20 protein-coding genes and 5 tRNA genes are annotated in these 26,165 nt (G+C 45.0%); all 25 read right to left on the bottom strand.

Annotated features, from left to right (window positions below; all coding sequences use genetic code 11):
* Position 1: 1 nt before the first annotated feature.
* Positions 2 to 3,529 (bottom strand): DNA-directed RNA polymerase subunit beta, encoded by a 3,528-nt coding sequence (rpoB, locus tag AC5GD6_RS03200; protein WP_491846217.1) that lies wholly within the window; start codon positions 3,527 to 3,529, stop codon positions 2 to 4.
* A gap of 311 nt (positions 3,530 to 3,840) precedes the next feature.
* Positions 3,841 to 4,218 carry a 50S ribosomal protein L7/L12 gene (rplL, locus tag AC5GD6_RS03195; RefSeq protein WP_006302356.1) on the bottom strand — a complete coding sequence of 126 codons (378 nt, stop codon included), beginning with the start codon at positions 4,216 to 4,218 and terminating at the stop codon, positions 3,841 to 3,843.
* Positions 4,219 to 4,300: 82 nt separating this feature from the next.
* Positions 4,301 to 4,819: a 50S ribosomal protein L10 gene (gene rplJ, locus AC5GD6_RS03190; RefSeq protein WP_048596384.1), complete on the bottom strand. Its 519-nt coding sequence runs from the start codon at positions 4,817 to 4,819 to the stop codon at positions 4,301 to 4,303.
* A gap of 575 nt (positions 4,820 to 5,394) precedes the next feature.
* A complete protein-coding gene (rplA, locus tag AC5GD6_RS03185; protein ID WP_048596385.1) occupies positions 5,395 to 6,102 on the bottom strand; it encodes a 50S ribosomal protein L1 in 708 nt (235 codons plus the stop codon).
* A gap of 145 nt (positions 6,103 to 6,247) precedes the next feature.
* A complete protein-coding gene (rplK, locus tag AC5GD6_RS03180) occupies positions 6,248 to 6,676 on the bottom strand; it encodes a 50S ribosomal protein L11 (protein ID WP_082734871.1) in 429 nt (142 codons plus the stop codon).
* Between the two features lie 195 nt (positions 6,677 to 6,871).
* A complete protein-coding gene (nusG, locus tag AC5GD6_RS03175) occupies positions 6,872 to 7,417 on the bottom strand; it encodes a transcription termination/antitermination protein NusG (protein ID WP_006302350.1) in 546 nt (181 codons plus the stop codon).
* A 2-nt stretch (positions 7,418 to 7,419) separates the two neighbouring features.
* Complete coding sequence (gene secE, locus AC5GD6_RS03170; RefSeq protein WP_006302348.1) at positions 7,420 to 7,785, bottom strand: preprotein translocase subunit SecE; 366 nt, start codon at positions 7,783 to 7,785, stop codon at positions 7,420 to 7,422.
* A gap of 77 nt (positions 7,786 to 7,862) precedes the next feature.
* Positions 7,863 to 7,938 (bottom strand) — tRNA-Trp (locus tag AC5GD6_RS03165).
* A 15-nt stretch (positions 7,939 to 7,953) separates the two neighbouring features.
* A complete protein-coding gene (gene rpmG / locus AC5GD6_RS03160) occupies positions 7,954 to 8,103 on the bottom strand; it encodes a 50S ribosomal protein L33 (RefSeq protein ID WP_006302346.1) in 150 nt (49 codons plus the stop codon).
* A 263-nt stretch (positions 8,104 to 8,366) separates the two neighbouring features.
* Positions 8,367 to 9,572 (bottom strand): elongation factor Tu, encoded by a 1,206-nt coding sequence (gene tuf, locus AC5GD6_RS03155; protein ID WP_006302344.1) that lies wholly within the window; start codon positions 9,570 to 9,572, stop codon positions 8,367 to 8,369.
* A 114-nt stretch (positions 9,573 to 9,686) separates the two neighbouring features.
* A tRNA-Met gene (locus AC5GD6_RS03150) sits at positions 9,687 to 9,763 on the bottom strand.
* A 16-nt stretch (positions 9,764 to 9,779) separates the two neighbouring features.
* Positions 9,780 to 9,855 (bottom strand) — tRNA-Thr (locus AC5GD6_RS03145).
* Between the two features lie 4 nt (positions 9,856 to 9,859).
* A tRNA-Tyr gene (locus AC5GD6_RS03140) sits at positions 9,860 to 9,943 on the bottom strand.
* Between the two features lie 421 nt (positions 9,944 to 10,364).
* A tRNA-Thr gene (locus tag AC5GD6_RS03135) sits at positions 10,365 to 10,439 on the bottom strand.
* Positions 10,440 to 11,461: 1,022 nt separating this feature from the next.
* Positions 11,462 to 12,496 carry a PTS fructose transporter subunit IIC gene (locus AC5GD6_RS03130; RefSeq protein ID WP_491846216.1) on the bottom strand — a complete coding sequence of 345 codons (1,035 nt, stop codon included), beginning with the start codon at positions 12,494 to 12,496 and terminating at the stop codon, positions 11,462 to 11,464.
* Positions 12,497 to 12,611: 115 nt separating this feature from the next.
* Entirely contained in the window at positions 12,612 to 12,926 is a 315-nt protein-coding gene (locus AC5GD6_RS03125; protein ID WP_491846215.1) for a PTS fructose transporter subunit IIB, read from the bottom strand.
* Between the two features lie 78 nt (positions 12,927 to 13,004).
* Positions 13,005 to 15,878, bottom strand: coding sequence for a glycoside hydrolase family 38 N-terminal domain-containing protein (locus tag AC5GD6_RS03120; RefSeq protein ID WP_491846214.1), 2,874 nt, complete (start codon positions 15,876 to 15,878; stop codon positions 13,005 to 13,007).
* A 19-nt stretch (positions 15,879 to 15,897) separates the two neighbouring features.
* Complete coding sequence (locus AC5GD6_RS03115; RefSeq protein ID WP_491846213.1) at positions 15,898 to 16,683, bottom strand: MurR/RpiR family transcriptional regulator; 786 nt, start codon at positions 16,681 to 16,683, stop codon at positions 15,898 to 15,900.
* A gap of 888 nt (positions 16,684 to 17,571) precedes the next feature.
* Positions 17,572 to 18,327: an NYN domain-containing protein gene (locus tag AC5GD6_RS03110; protein WP_491846212.1), complete on the bottom strand. Its 756-nt coding sequence runs from the start codon at positions 18,325 to 18,327 to the stop codon at positions 17,572 to 17,574.
* A gap of 45 nt (positions 18,328 to 18,372) precedes the next feature.
* Positions 18,373 to 19,461, bottom strand: a complete 1,089-nt coding sequence (gene rlmB, locus AC5GD6_RS03105) for a 23S rRNA (guanosine(2251)-2'-O)-methyltransferase RlmB (protein WP_491846211.1) — start codon at positions 19,459 to 19,461, stop codon at positions 18,373 to 18,375.
* A 64-nt stretch (positions 19,462 to 19,525) separates the two neighbouring features.
* The gene (cysS, locus tag AC5GD6_RS03100; protein WP_491846210.1) at positions 19,526 to 20,998 is read right to left on the bottom strand and encodes a cysteine--tRNA ligase; all 1,473 of its coding nucleotides are present in this window, start codon (positions 20,996 to 20,998) and stop codon (positions 19,526 to 19,528) included.
* Positions 20,999 to 21,052: 54 nt separating this feature from the next.
* Positions 21,053 to 21,544, bottom strand: a complete 492-nt coding sequence (ispF, locus tag AC5GD6_RS03095; RefSeq protein ID WP_491846209.1) for a 2-C-methyl-D-erythritol 2,4-cyclodiphosphate synthase — start codon at positions 21,542 to 21,544, stop codon at positions 21,053 to 21,055.
* 12 nt (positions 21,545 to 21,556) lie between these two features.
* A complete protein-coding gene (ispD, locus tag AC5GD6_RS03090) occupies positions 21,557 to 22,273 on the bottom strand; it encodes a 2-C-methyl-D-erythritol 4-phosphate cytidylyltransferase (protein WP_464360870.1) in 717 nt (238 codons plus the stop codon).
* Positions 22,270 to 23,346: a DNA integrity scanning diadenylate cyclase DisA gene (disA, locus tag AC5GD6_RS03085; RefSeq protein WP_491846208.1), complete on the bottom strand. Its 1,077-nt coding sequence runs from the start codon at positions 23,344 to 23,346 to the stop codon at positions 22,270 to 22,272. The genes ispD and disA overlap by 4 nt, the downstream gene beginning before the upstream one ends.
* 185 nt (positions 23,347 to 23,531) lie before the next feature.
* Positions 23,532 to 26,159, bottom strand: coding sequence for an ATP-dependent Clp protease ATP-binding subunit (locus AC5GD6_RS03080; protein WP_491846207.1), 2,628 nt, complete (start codon positions 26,157 to 26,159; stop codon positions 23,532 to 23,534).
* Positions 26,160 to 26,165: the final 6 nt, after the last annotated feature.

Here is a 26,165-nt window from a genome sequence, read left to right as displayed (position 1 = left end):
GCTACTCCTTATCCTTGAGCGTGCCGCCAATAAGAACCTCATCGGAATGATGAGACATAATTGTTGATCCGCCAATTAAATCATCAGCAGAATCGGCATGTGCAAATACATCGACCGCCTCGGGTTTGTCTTCTTGCTCCACAGGCTTGGCCGGAACATTTTCTTTATAAACAATAGGTTCAATGTTAAGTGCAAGAGAACGAATCTCTTTTACCAAAACCTTAAACGACTCGGGGATACCCGGACGAGGTGCGTTTTCGCCCTTAACGATAGACTCATACGTCTTAACACGGCCGTTGGTATCGTCAGATTTAACGGTCATAAGCTCGTGCAATACATTGGACGCACCGTATGCATACAAAGCCCAAACTTCCATCTCACCAAAACGCTGACCACCAAATTGAGCTTTACCACCCAAAGGTTGCTGCGTAACAAGAGAGTAAGGACCAGTTGAACGAGCGTGAATTTTATCGTCTACCATGTGGCCAAGCTTTAAGATGTAAGAAGTTCCAACGGTAATGGGGCTCTTAAATGCTTCACCAGTTCGACCATCATAAAGCGTGGTTTTACCTTGTTCGTTAAGCTGAGGAACAAATGCTTTGTTCATGCGCTTGCCATAGGTGCGCATAGCTTTGTTAATCATGTTGATGTTGGTACGGCGAATTGCGTCGGCAACTTCTACATCGGTTGCACCGTCGAAGATAGGCGTTGAAACAAACATAGGTCCTTCTACAACCTTGTCTGAGTTCTCGCTGTCTACGTCGTAACCATGGCTTGCAGCCCAACCTAAGTGGCACTCAAGCAGCTGACCAACATTCATACGAGAAGGTACACCCAACGGGTCTAACAATACGTCAATAGGAGTACCGTCTGCCATATACGGCATGTCTTCAACAGGTAAGACGTTACAAATAACACCCTTGTTACCGTGACGACCAGAAATCTTATCGCCTTGTTGAATTTTTCTGCGTTGAGCAACAAATACGCGAATAAGCTCTTTAACTCCTGGAGGAAGCTCGTTTTCTTTAGATTTATCTTCGGGACGAACAAAACGAACAACATCTACAACGCGGCCGTATGCACCGTGTGGCATTCTAAGCGAGGTATCGCGAACGTCTTGTGCACGGTTACCAAAGATTGCAGCAATAAGGCGTTGTTCTGGAGTTGGAGCAGGCTCACCTTTAGGAGTAACCTTACCTACCAAAATATCGCCAGGGCCAACTTCGGCACCAATGCGAACAATACCGTCTTCGTCCAAATTAGCAAGTGCTTCTTCGGATTGGTTAGGAATTTCACGAGTAATTTCCTCGGCATGTTTTGCAGAGATGTCGCGCGCGTCAACTTCGTGACGAGAGATATTAACAGAGGTTAACAAGTCGTCTTGAACAAGGCGCTCAGAAACAACGATACCGTCCTCGTAGTTATAACCTTCCCAAGGCATGTAGGCAACGGTTAAGTTAACACCTAATGCAAGCTCGCCTTTATCAATGGATGTACCATCGGTAAGAGGCTGACCTTGCTCAACCTTTTGGCCTACTTTTACCACAGGACGGTGGTTAATGCAGGTGCTTTGGTTAGAACGTTGGTACTTGGGGAAGTCATAGCGCTCAAAACCGTCCTCGGTTTGAACAACGGCGTGCGAAGCGTCTACCTCTACAACTTCGCCGGCATGAGTGGCCATAACCGACTCGCCAGAATCGTAGGCTGCAGCACGCTCAAGACCAGTTCCAACATAAGGAGCGTGAGGCTTAATTAAAGGCACGGCCTGACGCTGCATGTTTGCGCCCATGAGCGTACGCTTTGCGTCGTCGTGCTCAAGGAACGGAATAAGGTTAGCAGCAGCTGAAAGCATCTGAGAAGGAGACACGTCCATGTAGTCTACGTCGTTAACGTCTACTTCACTTGGCGCACCAAAGGTACCGTCGAAGTTGCGTGTACGCGCAACAACAGTTTCGGGATAATAAATTTTTCCATGAGCGTCTGTTGCAACAAAACGACCCGTCTTTGGATCTACAGGAACATCTGCAGGAACAATAACGTGATGCTCCTCTTCGTCTGCTATCATCCAATCAATTTCATCGGTAACCTTGCCGTCTACAATCTTGCGGTATGGTGCTTCGATAAATCCATACTCATTAACGTGGGCAAACAGCGCAAGAGAGCCAATAAGACCAATGTTTGGACCTTCAGGCGTTTCGATAGGACACATACGCGAATAGTGAGAGTTGTGAACGTCGCGCACTGCGGTAGGAACATTAGTACGACGGCTTGAGCCAGACTTATGACCTGCCAAACCACCAGGTCCTAATGCAGAAAGACGACGCTTGTGCGTAAGGCCAGCAAGTGGGTTTGACTGATCCATAAACTGCGACAGCTGTGAGGAGCCAAAGAACTCTTTAATAGCCGCTACAATTGGGCGGATATTGATAAGAGACTGTGGCGAGATGTCGTCGGGGTCTTGCGTTGCCATACGCTCGCGAATAACGCGCTCCATACGGCTTAAACCAATGCGGAACTGATTTTGTACCAGCTCGCCTACCGTACGGACACGTCTGTTACCAAAGTGGTCGATATCATCGGTCTTTTTGGTGGTATCTCCTGCATGAAGGGCAAGCAGATAACGAAGAGCTGCAACAATATCTTCTTTAGTAAGAATCTTTACACTTGGATCAATGTCAAGTGCAAGCTTTTTGTTAACTTTATAACGACCTACGCGTGCCAAATCATAACGCTGATTATTAAAATACAATCCTTCGATAAGCGAACGAGCAGAATCTACCGCAGGTGGCTCACCGGGGCGTTGACGACGATAAATTTCGATAAGAGCGTCCTCACGCGTGGTTGCAACATCGCGCTGAAGCGTTGCTTTAACGATCTCGGAATCGCCCAAAAGCTTGATGATTTCTTCGTCGGACTCGGCAATGCCTAACGCACGAAGCAGCAGCGTTGCATTCTGACGACGTTTGCGGTCGATGGATACAACAAGATGGCCGTGCTTGTCCACTTCAAACTCAAGCCAAGCACCACGTGCAGGAATAAACTGAACATGATGCGTTTGGACTCCGTTATCCATTTCTTCTGAGAAATAAACACCAGGAGATCTAACAAGCTGAGAAACAACTACGCGCTCGGTACCGTTGATTACAAAGGTACCGCGATCGGTCATGAGAGGGAAATCTCCCATAAACACGAGCTGCTCCTTCATTTCGCCCGTTTCTTTATTGATAAAGCGAACGTTTACAAGAAGAGGAGCTTGATACGAAATATCTTTAGCTCTACACTCGGCAATGGTGTGTGGTGGATCACTAAACTGATGAGCACCAAAGGTCACCTCCATTGTTTTAGTAGAGTTCTCTATAGGAGAAAACTCCATGAACGACTCAGCAAGACCATCGGTCATGAATCGTGCAAAGGACTCTTTCTGCACAGAGATTAAATTAGGGAGCTCCATAGTAGGAGCAATCTTGGAGAAGCTTACGCGGTCGCGCTGCTTCGGTCTATCACCATGGATTGATTTTAATTTAGGCACCAGGCTTTTCCTCCTTCAAAAGGGTGGGAGGCGGCAATTGTCGCAACGTAACAATTTAGCTAAGGTTATGACAGTCGTCAATATCAGACCTTGACATACTTTACGCTTAGGACTAGATTTTCGATTTCACCATGTATAAACAGGCATTTCTTAAAATCAGCTCACACTCATATATGGAGAGCATGTGAGGGGTTAGCAGAAACTGCACAGAATCTACACAGTTCAAACATATGACAAAAAGAGCTAGATCCAAGCGAATCTAGCTCTTCTTTTATGTATCACCTAAAAATTAGGCGCTTAAGAGGTGGTTGTTACTTAAGAGTAACAGAAGCACCTGCCTCCTCGAGTTGCTTTTTAGCAGCTTCAGCGTCTTCTTTCTTTGCGCCTTCAAGAAGTACCTTAGGAGCAGCCTCAACAGCGTCCTTAGCCTCTTTAAGACCAAGAGAAGTAAGAGAGCGAACAACCTTAATAACAGCAATCTTGTTAGAACCTACAGAAGTAAGCTCAACGTCAAAGTTGGTCTTCTCTTCTTCTGCAGGAGCAGCGCCAGCAGCAGGAGCAGCAGCAACTGCTACAGGAGCAGCAGCGGATACGCCAAATACGTCTTCAAGTTCGTGAACGAGCTCAGAAAGCTCGAGGGCTGGCATCTCTTTAAGAGCCTCAATGATTTCATCTTTAGTTACAGCCATTGTATTCTCCTTATACAATCGGGGCTTTCGCCCTTTAATTTACTAAGACGGCAAGCATAAAGCCTGACCTGTGCGCTTAAATCTAAGCAGCGTTTTTCTTTTCGGCAACTGCGTCCAAAGCGGTAACAAGTCCACGAGCAGGACCTGCGCAAACAGAAGCAATGCCAGACAGAGGACTACCAAGAACGTAAACGAGTTTAGCAACAAGCTCATCACGGCTGGCAAGCTCGGCGTAAGCTTTAGCACCTTGTGCATCAAGAGCTTTACCATCGGCTAATGCGCCAACCCATTCGATCTTTTTAAGAGCCTCAGCTTGCTTTTTGATAACTTTAGCTGCATCAACAGGATCGTTTTCGTAGAACACGTATGCACATGTTCCTTCAAGACCGCTAATCTCGGGAAGATCGGCATTCTTAAGAGCAATCTTAACAATGTTGTTCTTGTAAACCTTCATGTGAGCTCCCGCTTCGCGAAGAGCACGACGAAGACCTTGTGTCTCTTTAACGGTAAGACCGCGATAGTCAATAACAAAAACACCTTTGGAGTTCTCAATTGATTGGGCAGCCTTATCGAGCATAGAAATATTAAGTTTGTTAGGCATAGATACACCTCCTTATGTTTTACTCGGGCACGAGCGCTGACGCGAGCGAGCCTTCATAAAAAAGACCCTGCCTGGCTTATGCCAAAGCGGGGTCTACAAGAAGACGATTCTTAAGACCACCTCGGCAGGCGGTTATACACCATGTGTACTCCCTTTAAGCTTCTAGACGAAGCACCGGCTGTCTTTGGCAGCGAACGTGCTATGTGCACTTGAGCAGATTGGTATCTGCAACTTCTCTATTGTAGCTAACTTTTAGGGATGCGCAAGGTTCACAGGCAAAATATGTGGTAAATTGCTGGTCCTACATATGATTGCCATATATGCATCCAAGCCTTGCTATGCAGGGACTCATTATTCCTGTGCGTAGAAACGTTTGCCTATCTTATATACGGGCAAAATTACTATGATGAGAGACCCTCGTTATGCATGATAGATGAATCCACATCTGTCTCAACAAAATTGATCAATATTTTTCAATGAAGTGCGGCTAAAGTAGCTAAGAAAAACCTCGTCCAGAACAAACTGGACGAGGAAGATTCGCGCTTTATTGCGATTGCGTCTACTGGCAAACGCGTTTATGCCTCGGTAAAGTTACGCGTTACAGAAGTATCAGCTTTAACGCCAGGACCCATTGTAGAAGAAAATACAACGGACTTAACATAACGACCTTTAGTACTTGAAGGCTTAACGCGCAGAAGCTCGGTGAAAAGTGCACCGTAGTTCTCTGCTAAGTCGTTAAGATCAAAGGAAACTTTACCCATAGGAACGTGGCAAATACCATAACGATCAGCACGATACTCAACACGACCTGCTTTAAGCTCGCCTACCATCTTTGCAACATCCATGGTTACGGTACCAAGCTTGGGGTTTGGCATTAAACCACGAGGTCCTAAAATTCTACCAAGACGACCAACTTTGCCCATAAGGTTAGGTGTTGCAATAACAGCATCAAAGTTGATAACACCTTTTTGAATGTCTTCCATCAAGTCGTCGGAACCAACAATATCTGCGCCAGCTTCTTGAGCTTCGCGAGCCTTGTCGCCCTCGGCAAATACTGCCACACGAACAGTTTTACCTGTTCCGTGAGGAAGAGAAATAGAACCACGAACGTTTTGATCTGCTTTACGCGTATCAACGCCCAAACGAATTGCAACTTCAACGGTCTCGTCAAACTTTGCAGATGAAAGCTCCTTAACAAGCTGAAGAGCTTCCTTGGGAGTGTAGAGTTTAGCTGCTTCTACTTTAACAGCAGCGTTACGATAGTTCTTTCCATGCTTTGGCATAAAAGCTACCTCCTTTAGGTAGTTGGGTGGTTATAACGGACGCCAATGTCCTCCCACATGAATACAAAAGCTCTGATGTTCCTTTTGAGTGGCAAGCAATTCTATAGACTTACAAGTGACCCAAAAAGTATTCAGAAAAGTGTTACTACTCAGCAACCGTAACACCCATAGAACGAGCGGTACCTGCAACGATCTTTTTAGCAGCCTCAATGTCGTTTGCATTAAGGTCGGGCATCTTGATTTCGGCAATTTTGGTTAACTGCTCTTGAGTAAGTTGTCCAACTTTGTCGCGTTGAGGAACGCCAGAACCGCCTTTAATACCAAGCTCCTTGATAATAAGCTTAGCTGCAGGTGGAGTTTTGCATACAAAATCAAAGCTGCGATCTTCGTAAACGGAAATCTCAACAGGGATAATGTCTCCACCCTTGTCTGCAGTAGCCGCGTTAAATGCTTGGCAGAACTGCATAATGTTAACCTGAGCTGCACCCAAGGTAGAACCAATTGGAGGTGCAGGAGTGGCTTTACCTGCAGGAATCTGCAGCTTAATAAACTTTACAACTTTCTTAGCCATAATGCTCCCTTGGTGTTGTTTGAGAATCTTATTCTCAAAGCTACCCATACTATCTCTTGCATGCTGAGAAGCATATTCTTTCGAATACAACATGCACATCATTCATATCTTACCTGTTTTATGAGCAGTAAAGCAGGTAAGAGAATGTCAAACTTGTGGCTTTATACAAGCCTCGTAGAAAAGCTTAACTTCGCTTTGCTACGCAATAACTTCCACTTGATTCATGGTAAGCTCAACTGGAGTTTCGCGGCCGAAGATGGTAAGCGAAACTTTAAGCTTACCTGCTTCAACCATAACCTCGGTAATTTTGCCTTCAAACTTTTCAAGCGGACCTTGGATAACACGCACAGCCATTCCCACTTCAAAATCGGTGGTGATGCTTTGTGGCGTAACCTTTTCTTGAGAAGCGTTTGATTTTCTCATCATTTTATTAAATTCAGAACGACGAAGCGGTGCAGGCTTTCCATCAATACCAACAAAACCCGTTACGCCGTTCGTATTACGCACAACTGCCCACGAATTATCGTCGACTTCCATGCGAACCAAAACGTAACCAGGGAAGACGTTGGTTTCAACGTTCTTACGTTTTCCATCGCTTTTAACCTGTACAACTTCCTCGGTTGGAATTTTAATATCAACAATCTGATCTTCAAGACCATACGTTTCTATACGGTGTTCAAGATCTGACTTAACCTTATTTTCGTACCCTGAATAGGTGTGAATTACATACCAATGCTTTGCCACAACTAACCTCTCAAACCTGTGAAGCTCACGAGCAGAGCTACAAACCCTGTATCTACAAGCCAAATAGCCAGCCCGCAAACAACGAGCGCACAAATAACGGCACCTGAATAATTCTTAAGCTCAGGTTTGCTTGGCCATACCACACGATGCATTTCGGTTTTAACGGCTTTAAAATAGGTTTTAATGCGTCCTCCGTTAGCCTTTTTTGCATCAGACTTGGAGTGCTTACGCGATGGCTGAAGAGAAGACTGAACCGCCTTAGTAGACGATGTTGTTGCCTCGTCACTAGCAGCATCAGCAGCCATGCGTTCACGCTCTTGCGAACGTGCTTGACGAGCACTTCTCCTTTGTCGCTCTTTTTTTGCCATCAGTTCACTCCTTTAGAGCTCTTCTAAGTATGCATGAAACCGGCTCTCTTCTAAATGAAGAAAGCCGGTGGTATTTCTGGCAGGCCAGGTAGGACTCGAACCCACAACGAACGGTTTTGGAGACCGCCGCTCTACCATTGGAGCTACTGGCCTAATTACATCCGCTAATTAGCGGGTTTCCCTATGAAGGGTGTGTTTATGACACCACGGACAATATTTCTTAAGCTCCATACGATCTGGAGTGTTGGACTTATTTTTGTCCGTAGTATAGTTGCGACGCTTGCAATCGGTGCATGCAAGAGTAACTAAAGTACGCATAAATCCTCCTGTAACTGTTGCCTTCGATAAGACAACACGATAGCTAACGCTATCATTCAACAGTTAAGACTGTCAATAATTGTTTAAGCAAATTACAGAACTTAACAAAACCACCAAATTATCAAACATCGCAGCAAGTCATCTGAGTGATTTCTTCTGTATAACTAAAACGGTAAAATAGGTCCAGCGTCCCTATGTGGAGCACCGGACCTATTGTTTGCTGTAATAAACCTTACGGAATTTAGCAAGCAAACGTGAATGTACTACTCAATAATGGTAGATACACGACCATCGCCTACGGTGTGGCCACCTTCACGAATAGCGAACTTAAGACCTTCCTCCATAGCAATGGGGTGAATAAGTTCACAAGTAACGGTTACGTGGTCGCCAGGCATAGCCATCTCTACTTTACCACCGTTGGCATCGGTAAGAGCTTGTACGTCACCGGTTACGTCAGTGGTGCGGAAGTAGAACTGAGGACGGTATCCAGAGAAGAATGGAGTGTGACGTCCACCTTCGTCTTTAGTAAGAACATAGATCTCGCCAGTGAACTTCTTGTGAGGAGTTACTGAACCAGGTTTGCAGAGAACCTGTCCACGTTGGATATCTTCACGTTTAATACCACGAAGAAGAATACCTACGTTGTCTCCTGCTTCACAGAAGTCAAGAGTCTTACGGAACATTTCGATACCAGTAGCAACGGTAGATTGAGTATCTTTAATACCAACAATCTCAACGGTGTCGTTAAGCTTAAGCTCACCACGCTCAACACGACCAGTAGCAACGGTACCACGACCAGAAATGGTCATAACGTCTTCTACAGCCATCAAGAATGGCTTCTCGTTGTCACGAGCAGGGGTTGGAATGTAGGAGTCAACAGTGTGCATAAGCTCTACAACAGAGTCTACCCACTTTTGCTCGCCATTCAAAGCACCAAGAGCAGAACCACGGATGATAGGAATATCGTCTCCAGGGAAGTCATATTCGCTCAAGAGGTCACGAGTTTCCATTTCAACGAGGTCGATAAGCTCTTCATCGTCTACCATGTCGCATTTGTTAAGGAATACGATGATGTAAGGAACACCTACTTGGCGAGCAAGCAAGATATGCTCACGAGTTTGAGCCATAGGACCATCGGTAGCAGCAATTACGAGGATTGCACCATCCATCTGAGCTGCACCAGAAATCATGTTCTTAACGTAGTCGGCGTGACCTGGGCAGTCTACGTGTGCATAGTGGCGCTCCCAAGTTTCGTACTCAATGTGAGCAACGTTAATGGTAATACCACGTTGACGCTCTTCAGGAGCCTTGTCGATGTTCTCGAAAGCGGTGAAGTCTGCTTTGCAGCCCTCTTGCTCGGAGAGAACCTTGGTGATGGCTGCAGTTAAGGTAGTCTTACCATGGTCGACGTGACCAATCGTACCAATGTTAACATGCGGCTTACTACGATCAAATTTCTCTTTGGCCATTGCCGTCCTCCTCTGTGAAAAACAACCTTATCGGCCATTCACTTCTACACGTACTTCCAACTAGAGAGGAGTTGAAAGTAACTTTTTTTTAAACGGTTTTCACCGTTAATTTCCTGGTACCGGTGACTGGATTCGAACCAGTGGCATCACGGGTATGAGCCGTGTGCTCTAACCAGCTGAGCTACACCGGCATAAATGCCTGAACAATGGAGCCCGCGACCGGACTTGAACCGGTGACCTCTTCGTTACCAACGAAGTGCTCTACCGACTGAGCTACACGGGCGAAATGGTGGGGGTGCTTGGACTCGAACCAAGGAACCTGAAAGGAGCGGATTTACAGTCCGCCGCAGTTGCCGCTGTGCCACACCCCCATATTTTCAAGCTTCCCACGAACTCTCGTCGTTGTGTTTTCTTCAGCGAAGACATACACATTTGTGAGTTTTTCTTGACTCAATCTTGTTCATGAGCGTAAGCATATTACGACTGAATTTTATTCTTGTCAACCTCTACCACTGAACCGCGCGTATCCATATCATATTTCCACCATAATTGGCAAAACTCGCCGATAGCTCGTTGACATTAGGAGGACTTTTATGATGGCTTTTATGATGGATTTTATTGCAAAGCTTTATGCTGTGCCTCACGCTTGCTCTTATGGTGACTCTTATGCTTGCCTGACACGCCTCTTATGGTTGATGGCAATTCTTATGCCAACTCTTATACACGCCAACAATACACACATGACATCAAGATACAAAAAAACCAAGCCGAAGCTTGGTTTGTTTAATTCAGTGGAGCTGGCGATAGGGCTCGAACCTACAACAACTGGTTTACAAAACCAGGGCTCTACCATTGAGCTACGCCAGCATTGCACTATGCATAATATCGTGTTCTTATTTTTTTTGCTACTGTTTTTTGCAAAATCGCCCAAATTTGGCAAAGTTCCACAATTTGCCGACAACAGGTGCCTGAAATAATATAAAGCGTTTGCGCAGGTGATATTTGTTGTAGTTGTCGACGTTTGCACAGGTAGCAAGACCCGTCTTTAGAAGTTAGCACTAGAATCCTTAGATCACATACGCATAAAGAAAAGAATATACTTCTGAGACAAACATGGATGAAAGATGCACGTACGAGATCTATCACAATCTGTGGAGGATACAAGAGTCCTTTAGAGTCATGAAAACAGATTTAGACGCACGACCTGTGTATCTCCAGAAAGATGATAGTATCAAAGGGCATTTCCTCATCTGTTTTCTGACTGTATTGTGTGAGCGTATCTTGCAATTTAAGGTGCTTAATAACAACTTTTCATCAAGCGATCTATTTCGTTTCTTCAAGGAGTTTAGGGTAGTAAAAGATGGAAGCAAGTATGTAAACACAACGAGATTCACACCCCTTATTGCAGAATTGGAACGGATGTTCGATCTTCCTCTAACCAATTATTATTTATCACCTAAACAGATTGAACGTATTACGAACTGCAAAGTATAAGCAAAGAAGAGGGGCGGAGGAAAGGAAGGGAGCATGCTTTAATCGTATGTTCCCTTATTAAACGCTTGTATGCTGTCTTTCGTGATTAGTTGTATGATCAAACTACTTGACTAGCACCATTTTTGAATGTTGGATACCAAAGTCAGGTAGTATACACCCAATTTATATTGTGCGCGTATGGGTATCGCAGGACAGTCTATGGGTGGTGCTATAGGATACTCTCCTTAGAAAATCACCGCACGCCACCTAACACATTATCAGAGGTTAAAACATACCGTGTTTCAATAAACCTAAAGATAAAAAAGGCTGGCAAAAGCCAGCCTTTTTGAGATATGCACATAGTCTGTGGTGACTACAACGACGGACTCCGTCCGTATAGGTATACAGCGACCCAACTATTCAGCAGCTATGTCCTTATGCAGCGTTTTCTTGAGGAAATTAACCATAAATGCGCCAAATAGACCACCTACAGCAACAGCAACAAGATAGAGAACAATATTTGATGCAAAAGGTATAGCCATAAATGTAGCAAGGGTTGTTGCTTGCGTAACATTAAAGAAGGCGTTTATTCCGCAAGTCACCGCAGTACCAGCCACAATAGAGGGAATCACGGTCAATGGATCATTCAAAGCAAAAGGAATCGTACCTTCCGTTATGCCCACCAACCCCATGAATATAGCTGTTTTTGAGTTTTCAAGCTCTTCCTCGGTATATAGTTTTTTGTTTAGCAATGTTGCCAGGAACATAATAAAGGGAGGCATACCAATTGCCATAACCATCGCAGTACTAATAGCATAATTCCCCTGCGTAAAAGCAGCAGTACCGAATGCATAGGCGATCTTATTAACAGGACCACCCATATCAAAAGCCATCATGCAGCCAATGATCATAGCAAGAATTACACCGTTGGCTCCGCTCATGCCATTAAGCCACGCGGTAAGACTCTCAGTCAAAAGACGAATAGGAGCACCGATTACGTACCACAACAGCAACCCAATCAGGAATGTTGTAAGCGTAGGGACAATCATGATTGCCTTTAAGCTTGCAATAATATCTGGAAGCTTAATGTTCTTCATAAGAAACTTGGTCAAATAACCAACAGCAATACCAGCTGCCATACCGCCAAGAAAACCAGTTCCCATCTCGTTGGCAATTAAACCGCAAATAAAGCCCGGCGCAAGTGCAGGACGATTACCTGCAGAAAAAGCGACATACGCCGCGATCATAGGGACAATAAACTTAAGGCCAGTATGACCTATCATACGCATAACGCCAAGAAACGTATCAGTAGTGTCCCAGACAGCAAGGCCACCAAAAGCAACAGCGAGCGATGTCAAAAGACCAGAAGCAACTACAAGGGGGATGATGTACGAAACGCCACTCTGAAAGTGCTTAACGATCTCGGTCCCTAGACTCTTCTTTCTAGCCATTTTTCCTCCTAACATTCTCTAATTGAATCTGCGTAATCCGCATCTACCATGCGAAAACAGCCCAATCATTTTGACTCCACAATAAATAGCTATAAATGCCGTAACACCATAAAACTCATTCATGTACCAGCTCAAGCGCATTTTTAATAACAGATTCAGGATCTTTTATCGTCTCTGAAGTACCAACTTCAAGAACCTCTATGTCATCAAAGCGCTCGCGTTCATCAACACTCGCATCTACGGCAAAAATCGCTACGTCAGCTGTCTCAATATCTTCATCCGTAATGCGATTTTCTATACCGCACATACCTTGGGTTTCAACCTTTATATCAACCCCCAGTGCACTCGCTGCATTTTCGAGCGCCTTCTTCGCCATCATGGTGTGTGCAATCCCTGCAATGCATGAACTAATAGCAACTATGCGAGACATAAAGTCCTCCCTTTCTCTAAATCCCACCGCGGGTAAAATCCCCCGCTACCAACCGTGATACTGTCCCTTATCATCTATTTAGCGTTGATCTCCTTTCATAAGCTTGAAGGTGACAAATTGATTTGGCTTAAGCTCCGAAATACTATGCTCCTTTATAGCGCCAAGGAGATTGACCTGAGCTTTTTGGTTTTTGCCTGCATACCAAAGCTCAGACTTGGAAAGCACCTTTTGCTTTCCGTTGTAGACTCTCAATAAATAGCTTTCTTCATCCTCAGACTTTGTCAGTGAAGAAAATACAGCGTCTCCCTCTAGGTGCAAGAGACTGTATGTTGCTTCCAGGTCTGACTTAACCGGAGTCATTGCAAAACGCAAACGACCGTTCAAAAACTCTGCGTGACTATAGCAGCTGATAGGAGTATTAAGTGTCCGAGCACGACCAGCAATATGCGCCTCATCAAACGACACAGCCGAATATGATGCAGCAAATTCAAAGTCTAGTGAGCCTAACAGTTCAGCATCAGGTGTTGCGATTGTCTTTTCACCACTCGCTCGACCAGGGCGATACAACAGGTTTTCTTTGCCCATATAGCCGTAGGTTCTGAAGAGTGTAAGAGCGATGGTCGAATAACCTTCTCCTATAATTTCGTATTCACGAACTCCCTGAGGGTATACTGCAACCGTCTCCCCTTCTTTTGCGAGAGCGCAAAAACTCTGCGTAGGAGATATAGCAACCGTGGGCTGCTGCCATCCATTGGCATTTTGTACCTGGTTTGCAAGTGGAATGTCCTTTAAATCTAACTTATCAAGAGAAAACGAAGCTTGAGCATGCTCTAAATAGCTCGCCATTTCTTGAGAATAGTAAACAGGTCGTTCAATAACTCCAAACTGATGATCCGCGATGGATACAGCCGATGCAATGGTTGTATCAAAATTAACTGTCATACGATGATCGAGAACTTTATTGTCGGTGCGGAATCTAAAATGTATTACATCATCACCGCGCAAAAGCACGATGCTCAGCTGCGTTTGCTGCAAGACTCCGCGCTCACCGCGCGCGCGTGTGTCAAGATCATACGGCAAGTCGAACTCATAATCTACGCACAGCTCCTGATACAGATCGCTTTTTCTCATGTTCCAACTAAAAGGACAATCACTCGAGGAAATCAAGAGATCGCGCGCTGGCGGCGAATAGTCAAAGCTATCCCCATCGTCGCCATTTTCGACAATAATTGCCTGGTTGTAATATGTTTTTCCTGATAGCTTATTGGTGATATCAAAAGTCCCGTGTTCATTGATGCATACTCGATAGTATGCATTCTCAATTGAACTGCTTGACTCTGGATTATGCTTTTGTACGCACGGCGGATTATATTGTTTATCAATGCTGTCTGAAATTTGTGCTGGAATTTGTGCAGATGCGCTAGGGTCATGTGCGAAACATGTGTTTGTCTTACCGTCATCCCATTGATGCGACGTAAGAATGGGACGGTTGTAGCACATATCTTCCTTTGCCTCAACAATATGATAACTGGCATAACCAAGTGCTGGAATGCCTTCCGCCCAGATAATAAGCTTGCACCGACGAATATAACAAGGCGCCTCTACATCCCTAGAAGGATCCAGCTGAATGCGATTGGATATGACATAATTAGTCATGTCCTTTTCCTCCAAGATGCTGTATTCTACTTCATGACCTGATGGATCTAGTATAGAGAAGTACTTATAAGGAACGAATCCCTCATAATATACAGCACGTGAAGAATTTTTAGCTTCGTGATTGAAAAGAACTATATTCATGCCTTTGTCGCATGCTATATGCGTAGAAATCTTTCTCATGTATAGTTCAACTGTATTTTCAGCCAATTCTAGCAGCTCAAAGTAGCGATTCTTTATGGAGCGATTTGCTTTATCGGATACGCAACACCCGATGGAATCATGCGCGGCATTTTGCAACATGAGCTTCCAAATTTTTTCAACAAGATGATGTGGATATTCAAAGCCTAGACTATCTGCTAGAACGAGCGTTGGCTCCAAGATATTTACAAGATAATGTTGAGCATAGGTATTGATCGATTTGATGTCAGATCGAGAGGAGTAAATCGACTTGTGGATCCTGCTGTGTTTTGGAAAAACAAGCTCACCTGTTATAGTCTCAAAATCCTCAGTCTCATTTCGAACCTCATTACGAACTGATGCAATATATCCCTCGATACTATCGATCATGTAATGATTCTCGGGGTCACGAACATTTTGCTCAGCAATGAGCTGAGGAAGGTTCTCCCGTATAGGCGCTTGATCAAAACCATTCGGAAGATAAATATGAGAAGTTTTTGCACGAGCACCTGCAGTTTCTATAGCGACTTTTTGCCAAAAATCTGCAGCAGCTTTACCCTTCTCAGGGATATTACCACCAATATAGTAGCCATTGGGAATTTGAATAGCCAAAACTCTGCTACCATCTGCACCTTCCCACCAAAATTCGTTGTACGCAGACATTTCGTTTGTTGATCCCCGCCAAAATAGCGTGTCATGAATACCGAATTCTTGATATATCTGCGGCATCGAAGAACTTTGGCCAAAAGAGTCAGGCACGTAGCCAACATGCTGATATGCGCCGTATGTAAGAGCTTCACGCATACCATAATGAAGATTTCTCACAATGCTTTCCCCACTAATAAGCATCTGATCACTCTGGGTATACCACGGGCCTAATACCACACGCCCAGCCTTAACAAGTGACTGAATACGCGATTTATCCTGAGGACGCAATTCAATATAGTCATCAAGCAGCGAAGTTTGTCCATCTACGACAAAGCATTTGAAGTCGGGATTCGCTTCCAGCACTTCCATAACGCGTAGAAAATCATTCATGAAATAAACTTTTGCGCGTTCGGCTGTAAAATACCATTCACGGTCCCAGTGGGTGTGCGGTATAACATGGATTGTTTTCATAGCTTCCTTCCTTGTAATCTTATTTCTTAAGAATGTCTTCGGTGTTTTTCCAGCGCGAGACTAGGTCTTGATGAAGTTGCAAGTATATATCAAAAATTATGTCAAGCTGAATAAGCATGGGAAGTTGTGGAGAGATATTTGCGCAGGTATATCTAGTTGTGGCCACACCTGTAAAAAGCGTCTGCGTCGCAAAAGGAATAAGCTCGCTTTTTTCATTTGATGTAATCAACACGACATCTATATGCTTTTGTTTATATGTTTGAAGAGTGTCAATAAGACTCGCGTGAATGCCTCGAAGTGTCAGGATAAATATGACTTCATCGGGTTGCACGAGGCTCGCATGAACCTTCAATAAATTTATATCCTCAATTACGTTAACAAGCTTGCCAATATTTTGGTAGCGAAACGCCATGTCATACGTAGTATATTTATTAAATCCGCGACCAAACGCATTAATAACTCTTTTATTTGCCATCAGCTCGCAAATTTGATGAACCGTCTCTTCCTGATAATGAAGAACAGCCGCTTCAAGCACACTGCTATACTGACTCACGACATTATAGAGCGGTGATTTTGTTTCAACCGCTTGCTCCTTTTCATAGCAATAAATGAACTCCTTATAATTGTTCAAACCGAGCTTCTTAACAAAGCGTGAGATTGAAGCAGGCGAAACGCTGAGCTTATCAGAAAGTTCGTGAATAGGAAGCGCTGTATTGTGTCCGTTAAAATAAGCCGCTATAACTCTTTCGACAGGAGTAAAATCCCACATTAAATTTTTTATACGTAAAAGAATCTGATCTCTCATGGTCCTACTCCCGATATAAGCGATCTTGATAAAGGAGCGTATCCTTGATTGGGAAATTAAGGAACCAAGATACAACATATAAAGCGAACTGTTTGCCACATGAGCAATAGACAGTATCAAATGCTATATCTTTAGCACGCCTCTTCTTAGCAAGAGATTAACATAGGGCACTATCCTACCAAGAGAACTCAGAGGTATTAGACTCTGTTTTCGAAATATTTTAAAAACAGTGAAATTAGTTTCAAGAGAAAAAAATAGCGTGCGATTGGATTGAGACTCACGATAATTCCGAAGCGGTAATTCAAAGCTTGGTAGAACACTTAGTCGAACACTGCAGCAGATTCCAGGCTTGAGCAAACGCGTACTAATAAGTCTGGTAACTACATTCTTTTCATTGGGTAACAAACAACAAGAGTTTAACCTTGAAAGAAAGGAAAGAGGGATAGATCCTTTGCTCTAAAGGAGTAAAACACATGTCAAATAATTAATGAATTAAGGTGTTCTACTAAGTCTTGAAACCTTAGACAAATGGCTGGATAAATTTGTCTCAAAACTTAAGTGAACACCTAAAAAGCCCATAGTTAAGCTGGAAAAATGTAAAACGTCTTATTAATAAATCAAATAATTTAGATAATTTGATCAAAAAAACGTGCTACTAACTCCTGTAACCTCAAGTGTTCTACTTACTTTTATAATCAACCTTTACCGACAACAGGTGCCTGAAATAATATAAAGCGTTTGCGCAGGTGATGTTACTTGTAGTTGGCAACATTTGCGCAGGTAATGTTACTTGTAGTTGGCAACATTTGCACAGATGATATTGGTTGTGCTAGCAACATTTGCGCAGGTGGTACGGCAGCAAGACACATCAACTCCTAGACACCCAACTCAACGATGAGAGAGATCGCCCAAAAGTTTCCACAGCTTATCGCGCGTTCCCTTTGGTACACGCGATTCCACCGTCATCTTTTGATGACTTGCACGCACAGAATCGGTATGCGAACGTGCATTTTGCTGTTCAACATCGTGCAATAAAAGTGCACTTGTTAATTTAGTAACATCGTCGCCCACGGTAGAACGAATGGTATTATCCGAGGTAATGAGAGTAATTTTTCTGTTAACTTGTTTTTCTTGCGTAACCAGACGCTCAATTACGCTATCAGCCGTTTCACCGTTTCGAGAAAACACAACACAGATACCCGCTTGAATAGAAACAGCTGGCACACTTGACAAATTCTGTGTTCCGTCAAAAACCACCACTGCTTCGTAACTACCTTGAGCAAAAGCAGCGACGTCGCTGATCAAGCGTTCGCGCGCGCGATCAAAAGGGTCGGCATGGGCAGCAAAAGCAGAAGACTCCCCTTTTACCATGGTATTCCTGCGCAATCTAGAACTTTGTGCCTGAGCACAAGAAGCATTATCAAACGGAGAAAAAGCAGCTTCGCCCATACTAGACGCGTAGTGTTTGGTAGCCATAAGTGCGTTGTAACCATCAACCACAAGAAGCGGCAAATGAGCAAACGCAGGGCGACAAATCAGCTGCAGCGACTGTTTAGCTCGCCGACCTGCAGCTTTTGCAGACGCAGCTGGCGTTTCGCGCTTTCCCCGAGGCTTTTTTGTATACTGATTTTTATGACGACTCATAACTATTTCCGTATGGTAGCAAACTCACGCGCAGGCGCAGATAACTTAAACAGAAAGCGCGTTCTGACGCATCCATTCGTAACACATAACCGTTGCAGCCTGTGCAACGTTAAGCGATTCAATACGGCCACGTTGAGGAAGTTTGCAGATAAAGTCGCACTTTTTTTGCACAAGCGATGAAATGCCGTTTTCTTCTGAACCCATAACCAAACAAACGTTTCCCGTGAAAGGAGCGTTCCATACTGTTTGCTGCGCATGTTCGCTGGCTCCAATAACCCAAAAACCATGCTCTTTGAGCTCGTCGATTGCGCGCGCCAAATTAACAACCTGCACAATAGGCATATGGAGTACCGCTCCAGCTGAAGTTTTATATGCTCCCACGCCAACCGATGCACACCGTGCATTTGCGATGATGACACAAGACGCACCCACAACCTCGGCAGAACGAACAATGGCACCAAAATTGCCTTCATCAACTACGTGGTCGAGCAGCACAACAAGCGAAGCTTGTTTGGGGGCGCTAGGTTGATTGTCGGTGTTTGTGACGAGCTCGCTAGCGTCTGAGGCGAAAGCCTCTGTAGCGAAAGCGTCTGCGGTGCGCGCACCTTTTCGGTCGATAGCGGCAAGCACATCGCTGAGCTCGGCATATGCAAAGGGCGCCGTTTCAAACATAACGCCTTGATGCGCGCCGTGCGAACTTAATGCGTCCATAGCAGACTTTTTAACATATTCGCACGAAATACCACGCTCACGGGCGCAAGCAATTAAACGCTCAACATCGGCTGTTTGCAACGCGGCGTTCATATTTTCTTGCACAAGAAGCTTTTTAAGTGGCAAATGGGCCTCAAGCGCTTCGAAGCAGGCGCGTCTACCCTCAATCATGGGCGCGCGTGCGCCACGTTCACGTCGCGGACGCATATGCGCAGAAGAAGCACCTGAACTGCGCTTTTGAGATGAGAAAGAACGCGCATTCGCACTCGAAGAACGTGCGCGTGTGCCGCTATCGCCAGCTACACGCGTACGCTTTTTGTAAGGTGCGCCCTTTTCGCTTGAAGTAAAGCGGGCGATTGGCACATTCTTATTCTTTTTTGTTGGCTTTTTGAAATTGCCTCGTGGATTATGTGTTTGAGCCATCTTGTATTCCCTTATCAGCAGACCTGTTCACCAATACATTAAGCAAGCACGGTATCCTTACCAATTAGTTTTTAACCTTAATGCGCGTACCGTTAGCGGTATCTTCGAGCATAAGCCCCAGTTCTGTAATGCCGTCACGTATTGCATCGGCACGTGCCCAGTCTTTATTGCTTCGAGCTTCTGCGCGAGCCATAATAAGCAGGCGTGCAGCCTCTTCGCAGCTAGAAGCACTCTGTTGGGTAACCTTTTGCGCTAAGTCAATAATTTCAGCAGGAAGCTCAGATGTTTTAGCTGCAAGCGTAATACCCAAAACCGAGCAGAGTTCGCAAAGCATGTCGGCACAACGAAGCATGGGAGCAACACAGGGATGTGCACCTGCTTCTTCGAGATATTTGTTTGCGTGCGCCATAAGATTAAAAATAGCAGCAAGTGCGCCTGCGGCGTTAAAGTCGTCGTCCATTTGTGTTTCAAATTCTATTTGAGCATGATCAACTGCATTGCCAAGAGCTTGTTCTGCTTTGCCTAAGGCACCCGACTCTCCCGACTGCTCTGCCGACCAACGTAAGTTTTCTACGCAACCAATAAGTTTTTGCAGGGTTCCGCGCGCGCCGTTAAGTCGTTCAAACGAAAAATCAAGTGGCGCACGGTAATGTGTTTGCAGCATAAGCAAACGCACCGCATCAGCAGGATAGGCATCAAGAACTTCTTTGAGCGTGTAAAAATTGCCCAAGCTCTTTGACATTTTTTCGCCGTCTACACGCAACATACCTGCATGCATCCAATAATTTGCCAACGGCTTATCCCATGCACAGCTTGCCTGCGCGTTTTCGTTTTCATGATGTGGAAACATAAGATCTTGTCCGCCACCATGGATATCAATAGGCGTACCTAGATACCTATGTATCATAGCGCAGCACTCGGTATGCCAGCCAGGACGACCTTTGCCCCAAGGACTATCCCAACTTGGCTCGGAAGGTTTTGCAGCTTTCCACAATACAAAATCAAACGGATCGCGCTTGGCATCGTTAACCTCGATGCGTTCACCTGCGCGCATGTCATCAAGCTGCCTTCCGGAAACTACCCCATAGTTGTGATCGCTTCTTACCGAAAAATATACATCGCCGTTATCAGCCACATAGGCATGACCCTTATCAATAAGTATTTGAATCATTGCCTGCATATGTTCGATTTCTGCAGTTGCACGAGGGCGAATGTCGGGATCCAAAATCCCAAAGCGGTGCATTTGTTCGATAAACGCACAAGAATATGTTTTTGCAAGCTCGTCTGCCGAAATGCCTTGCTCATTGGCTCGATTGATGATTTTGTCATCAACATCGGTAAGATTTTGAGCAAATACAACAGCAAAGCCTTTGTACTGTAAATACCGACGAATAATATCAAACGATAAAAACGTGCGAGCGTTTCCTATGTGAATTTGGTCATAAACAGTAGGTCCACACACATACATGCGAACGCGATTGGGTTCAAGAGGTATAAACTCTTCTTTTTTGTGCGTTTTACTATTGTAAATTAGCATGTGAACTCCTTGTTATACAACCGTTGCTTTAAAGGCGTAGCGGTTACTACGTTACTAGTTAATCTTAGCGCACACGTTTTCATCAAGCAAAACGCATGCCCATGCTGCTATACCTTCTGACCTTCCAACAAAGCCTAAACCCTCGGTGGTAGTTGCTTTAATACCTATATGCTCAAGCGGTATATCCATAACCTCTGCCAATTTTTGGCGCATAAGCTCACGATATGGCGAAATCTTAGGCGCTTGAGCTGCAATGGTACAATCGCAATCAACAATTGCAAAACCGCTTTGTTGAAGGTGCCTTACAACCTCACGCAAGAGCTTGCACGAATCGGCATTGTCATATTTAGGATCATCGGGCGGAAAAAGCTGACCAATATCGCCTAGACGCGCCGCACTTAAAAGTGCATCCATAAGTGCATGTACGCAAACATCTGCATCGGAATGGCCCCATAAACCACGCTCATATGGTATGGTAACACCCCCAATAATACAGGGTCTATCTTTGGTAAACGCGTGAACATCAAAACCGTGCCCTATCCGCATGGTATCTCCTTGCTATGAGTCTTGCGCATTAAAGCGTTGCTCCAGCAAAGTTTTTGCAACGGCAAAATCTTCGGGGAGCGTTATCTTTATATTATCACGCGGACTTTCAACGCACACCACATCTCCAAACATTTGTTCGACAACTGAAGCATCGTCGGTAACGCTGCGTTTGTGCGTAAGTGCATATTCGTGCGCTTTACAGATAATTTCTCGCCTAAAAACCTGCGGAGTTTGCGCTGACCAAAACAGCGCTCTATTAGGTGTTGAGATAATGCGTGTACCGTCAACCGTTTTAAGTGTGTCGCTTACGGGAAACGCACAAATTGCCCCTGCTATATGAGGCGTGGTACGTAGCTTGTTGATACAAGCCTCTATGGTATCAACTTTAATAAGAGGGCGCGCGCCATCGTGGATAGCCACAAAATTAAAGGTAGAAGGTACGTGGCGCAGACCTTCATACACTGAAAGTTGACGCGTAGCACCAGCATGAGCAAACACTATGGGCTTTTGTGTATGCAGATGGCAAACCACGCGCTTTTCCATTTCGGATTGGCGCTCGGCAGCACAAACAATAACTATACAGCCTACCGAAGGCGCTTCTACAAAAGCACGTATTGCCCAATATGAAATGGGATAACCGCATAAGGTGGTGTATTGTTTTCCGCGCGCGTCGCCAAAACGCGAACCCGTGCCACCAGAGGCTATAACGGCGCAGGTATCTGCTGTCATGCGCGCTTGCCCCACATACGGTATAAACTATCAGCCAAAATTGAAGGATTATCCACACCAAGTTCATCGAGCTTAGAGGGGTTTTGTTCAATATCATCCAAAAGCTGTTGCAGTGAGCCAAACTCATCTACAATCTTATCTGCCATACCTTTTCTAACCACTGACACATTAGAAAGCGTTCTTAACCCAAGTGGAACCATAATTGATTCCTCGCCTTTGTTTTCAAATCCAAGAAGTTCGGCTATTTTATCGGGTGCATGCAGCTGCGAATTTGAAATTTCGTGCAATTGCTTACGAATGCGCTGCGCGTGCTCTTCGGACGAATCCTTTGCATAATCTCTAATAAGCAGCGTGTAATCGCTTGACGCATTACCAATAAACTCTTCACGCTGCATTTCAATAGTTTTGCCCTCGCTACCAAGCTGTAAAATAATGTCGCTTAATTGCTCGGAAACGGTCATAAGCACTTCAAAGAGATAAATGGTATCTGCAATATCAGAAAGCGTTACATAATCATCAAGCTCAAGTGTGGTAAGACGCAAAAGAGCACGGTCAAGCTGCGCGCGCGTGCTTTGCATAGAAACCAACATTTGGTTAACCGAACTCATAAGTTCTGGAACCGATTGAAGTTGATGACCGTGACCGTCCACGTATAATGCAACCACTTGTCTGCGTTCAGACACCGAAATAACCACCGCTTTGGTAAGCAGGCTCATACGCGCTGCCGTACGGTGACGCATACCTGTTTCGGACGTGGGAAGCGAAGGTGAAGGATTAAGATGATAATTAGCACGCAAAATCTTAGTTAATCCGCGGTCAATGACAATGGCACCATCCATTTTTGAAAGTTCAAACAAACGATTTGCCGTAAAAGAGATGTCCAAGCGAAAGCCATCGTCACCTGCAGCCAAAACATTATCCGTGTCGCCAATACATATAAGAGCACCAAGATGACCTGCTAAAATCATATCAAGCGCAAAACGCAAAGACGTGCCTGGCGCTGTTTTGCGAATAGCGTCACGCAAGCGTGCTTTAGTATCTTGCGCATCCTCAGGTGTTTGAGATGTGCTCATGGCATCTCCTTTCCTTGGCTTATGCTCTTACACGGTTTATGGAGGTGTTGCTATGGTTTAACAAAGCGCAACGCCTTCAAAGGCTCCTTCATTTTGACACGAATTTCTTGGCGACCACAACCATTATATAATTGTTGCGCACACAAACGCTTGCAAAGTCTGCATGCGGCATAAACTTATGTAGGTTACTCGCTGTATGCTCCACCACTTGCATTTTGCGTACCAGCATAAGAAACACTGCGTTCATGCGACACATGAGATGCCGCGTCTGCAAGTTGTGACCCTCGCGCACGTAAAGCTTGTAGCTTTTGTAAGTCGGCTTCGCGCTTTTTGAACACAAGCTCATGCTCCTGCGCGTCAACGTACACCTCATCGCCTGCGTTCCACTTATGCTCAAGCAAGTCTTCGGCAAGACGATCTTCAACCAAACGTTGAAGCGTACGACGCAAAGGACGTGCACCATAAATAGGATCGGTACCTTTTTGAGCAATTAAATCACAGGCGGCGTCGCTCAGCGTAAGCATAATGTGCTCTTGTGCAAGTCGATATGCCAGCTTGGAAACCATAAGCTCCACAATTTTTCTGAGTTCTTCTTTGGAAAGCGTGGTAAAGACAACAATTTCGTCAACACGATTGAGAAATTCTGGCCTAAATGAGCGCTTAAGTTCACCTTTAACGCGCGATTTTATTTCTTTGTACGACAGACCGTCATCACCTTGGGAACTAAAGCCCATAGGAGAAGTATGCGCAATCTCACGTGCTCCAATGTTAGAGGTCATGATAATAACCGTGTTGGAAAAGTCTACAACACGACCCTGACCATCGGTTAAGCGACCTTCCTCCAAAATTTGAAGCAAGATATTAAATACGTCTGGATGCGCTTTTTCTATCTCGTCGAACAAAACAACCGAGTATGGACGACGACGAACAGCCTTAGTAAGTTCTCCGCCTTGATCGTAGCCAACGTATCCTGGAGGCGCACCAACTAGCTTGGAAACCTCATGTTTCTCCATAAATTCTGACATGTCAAAGGAAATAAGTGCCTCTTGGGTACCAAACAAAAACTCGGCTAAAGACTTAGCAAGCTCTGTTTTTCCTACACCCGAAGGCCCTAAAAATATAAACGAGCCGCCAGGGCGCGCAGGGTCTTTTAGAGGCGAGCGCGAACGACGAATAGCGTGCGCAACCTTTGCCACTGCTTCTTTTTGGCCAATAAGGCGTTTATGCAGCTCTTGTTCGCAGCGGAGTAATTTTTCTGACTCTTTTTCTGTTAGACTCGTAACAGGAACACCAGAAATATCCGATATAACACGAGCTATATCATTTGCGTCAACATTTTGTTGCTCGGACGCGCGCGATTTCTCCCAGTCTTTTACCGCATGAGCAATCTTTTGCTCCAAAGATTTTTCGTCATCTCTTACCGATGCCGCATCCTCGTAATTTTCGCGCGCCAGCAAGCGCTCCTTTTTTTCTTTGAGCTTGGCAAGCGCGGTACGCATGGCAATTATCTCGCGCGGCTCGTGACGTTTAACCACCGATTTACGAGCGCCTGCCTCGTCAATCACGTCAATTGCTTTATCGGGCAAAAACCTGTCTTGAATATAGCGATGTGAAAGACGCGTAGCCTCAACTAAAGCATTTTGCGTGTAATGGACGTGATGAAACGCCTCGTAACGAGCACTTAAACCTTTGAGTATCTGCAGCGTTTGAGAAACCGTAGGCTCACAAACTTCAACAGGCTGAAAGCGTCTTTCTAAAGCTGGATCTTTTTCGATGTGTTTGCGATATTCTTCTGCAGTTGTGGCACCAATAACTTGAATTTCACTGCGCGAAAGCGGCGGCTTTAAAATAGAAGCAGCGTCAATGGAGCCCTCGGCAGAGCCTGCTCCTATAATCGTATGAATTTCGTCGATAAACAAAATGATGTTTTTTGCTTTGCGAACTTCGTTAATTACACGTTTTAAGCGATCTTCAAATTCTCCGCGATATTTTGCACCTGCAAGCATCGAAGAAATGTCAAGCGTCCAAATTTGTTTATCTGCAAGGGTAACTGGAGCATTATGCGTGGCTATCAGTTGAGCTAAGCCCTCTACAACTGCGGTTTTTCCTACGCCAGGATCGCCCAAAATAAGCGGATTATTTTTTTGACGGCGAGCTAAAATCTGCGCAATGCGCGTGATCTCTTTATCTCTACCAATTACCGGATCAAGTTTTTCTTGTTGCGCCACGGCAACCAAATTTTTCCCATAGCGTTTAAGCAGTTTTCCCATCTTTGAGCGCGCTTGCGAAGCCGATGGAATACCATAGGCAACCTCGGTTAAGTCGTCGTCTTGCTCGTCTTGAGTAGACTCTGCGTCTTCTGGAGTTGTGTATTCTTCGCTGTCATCAAGCGCGTCAATTGCCGTACTGAGCGACGAAAACGAAACACCTATACGCGTGAGCACCAAACATGCATGGCTCTCGGGCAGCGCAAGCATGGCAATAAAAAGATCCTTAGTGGTAATTAAACCAGTAGCATGAGCGGATGCAAGCGTAAAAGCTTGTGCAAGCGCACGCTTGGTAAGCGCCGAAAACGGCACGTGTCCCGATGACGCATCAGCCGCGCCTGTAGAGGCAAGCGATTCCACAATTTCATATGCTTGTGCGTAGGAAATATCAAAAGACGACAACACTTGCGTAACGGCATTTTCCTCGTCTTTAAGGTATGCAAGCAAAATATGTTCGGTACCAACGTAGAGTTTTCCTACGCTGCGAGCCTCCTCTTGGGCAAGTAGTAAGATGTTGCGTGTTTGCGCGGTAAATTGTTCAAACATATGGGT

This window comes from Fannyhessea sp. (assembly GCF_986145555.1).
This window is presented reverse-complemented; position numbering and strand designations above follow the sequence as displayed.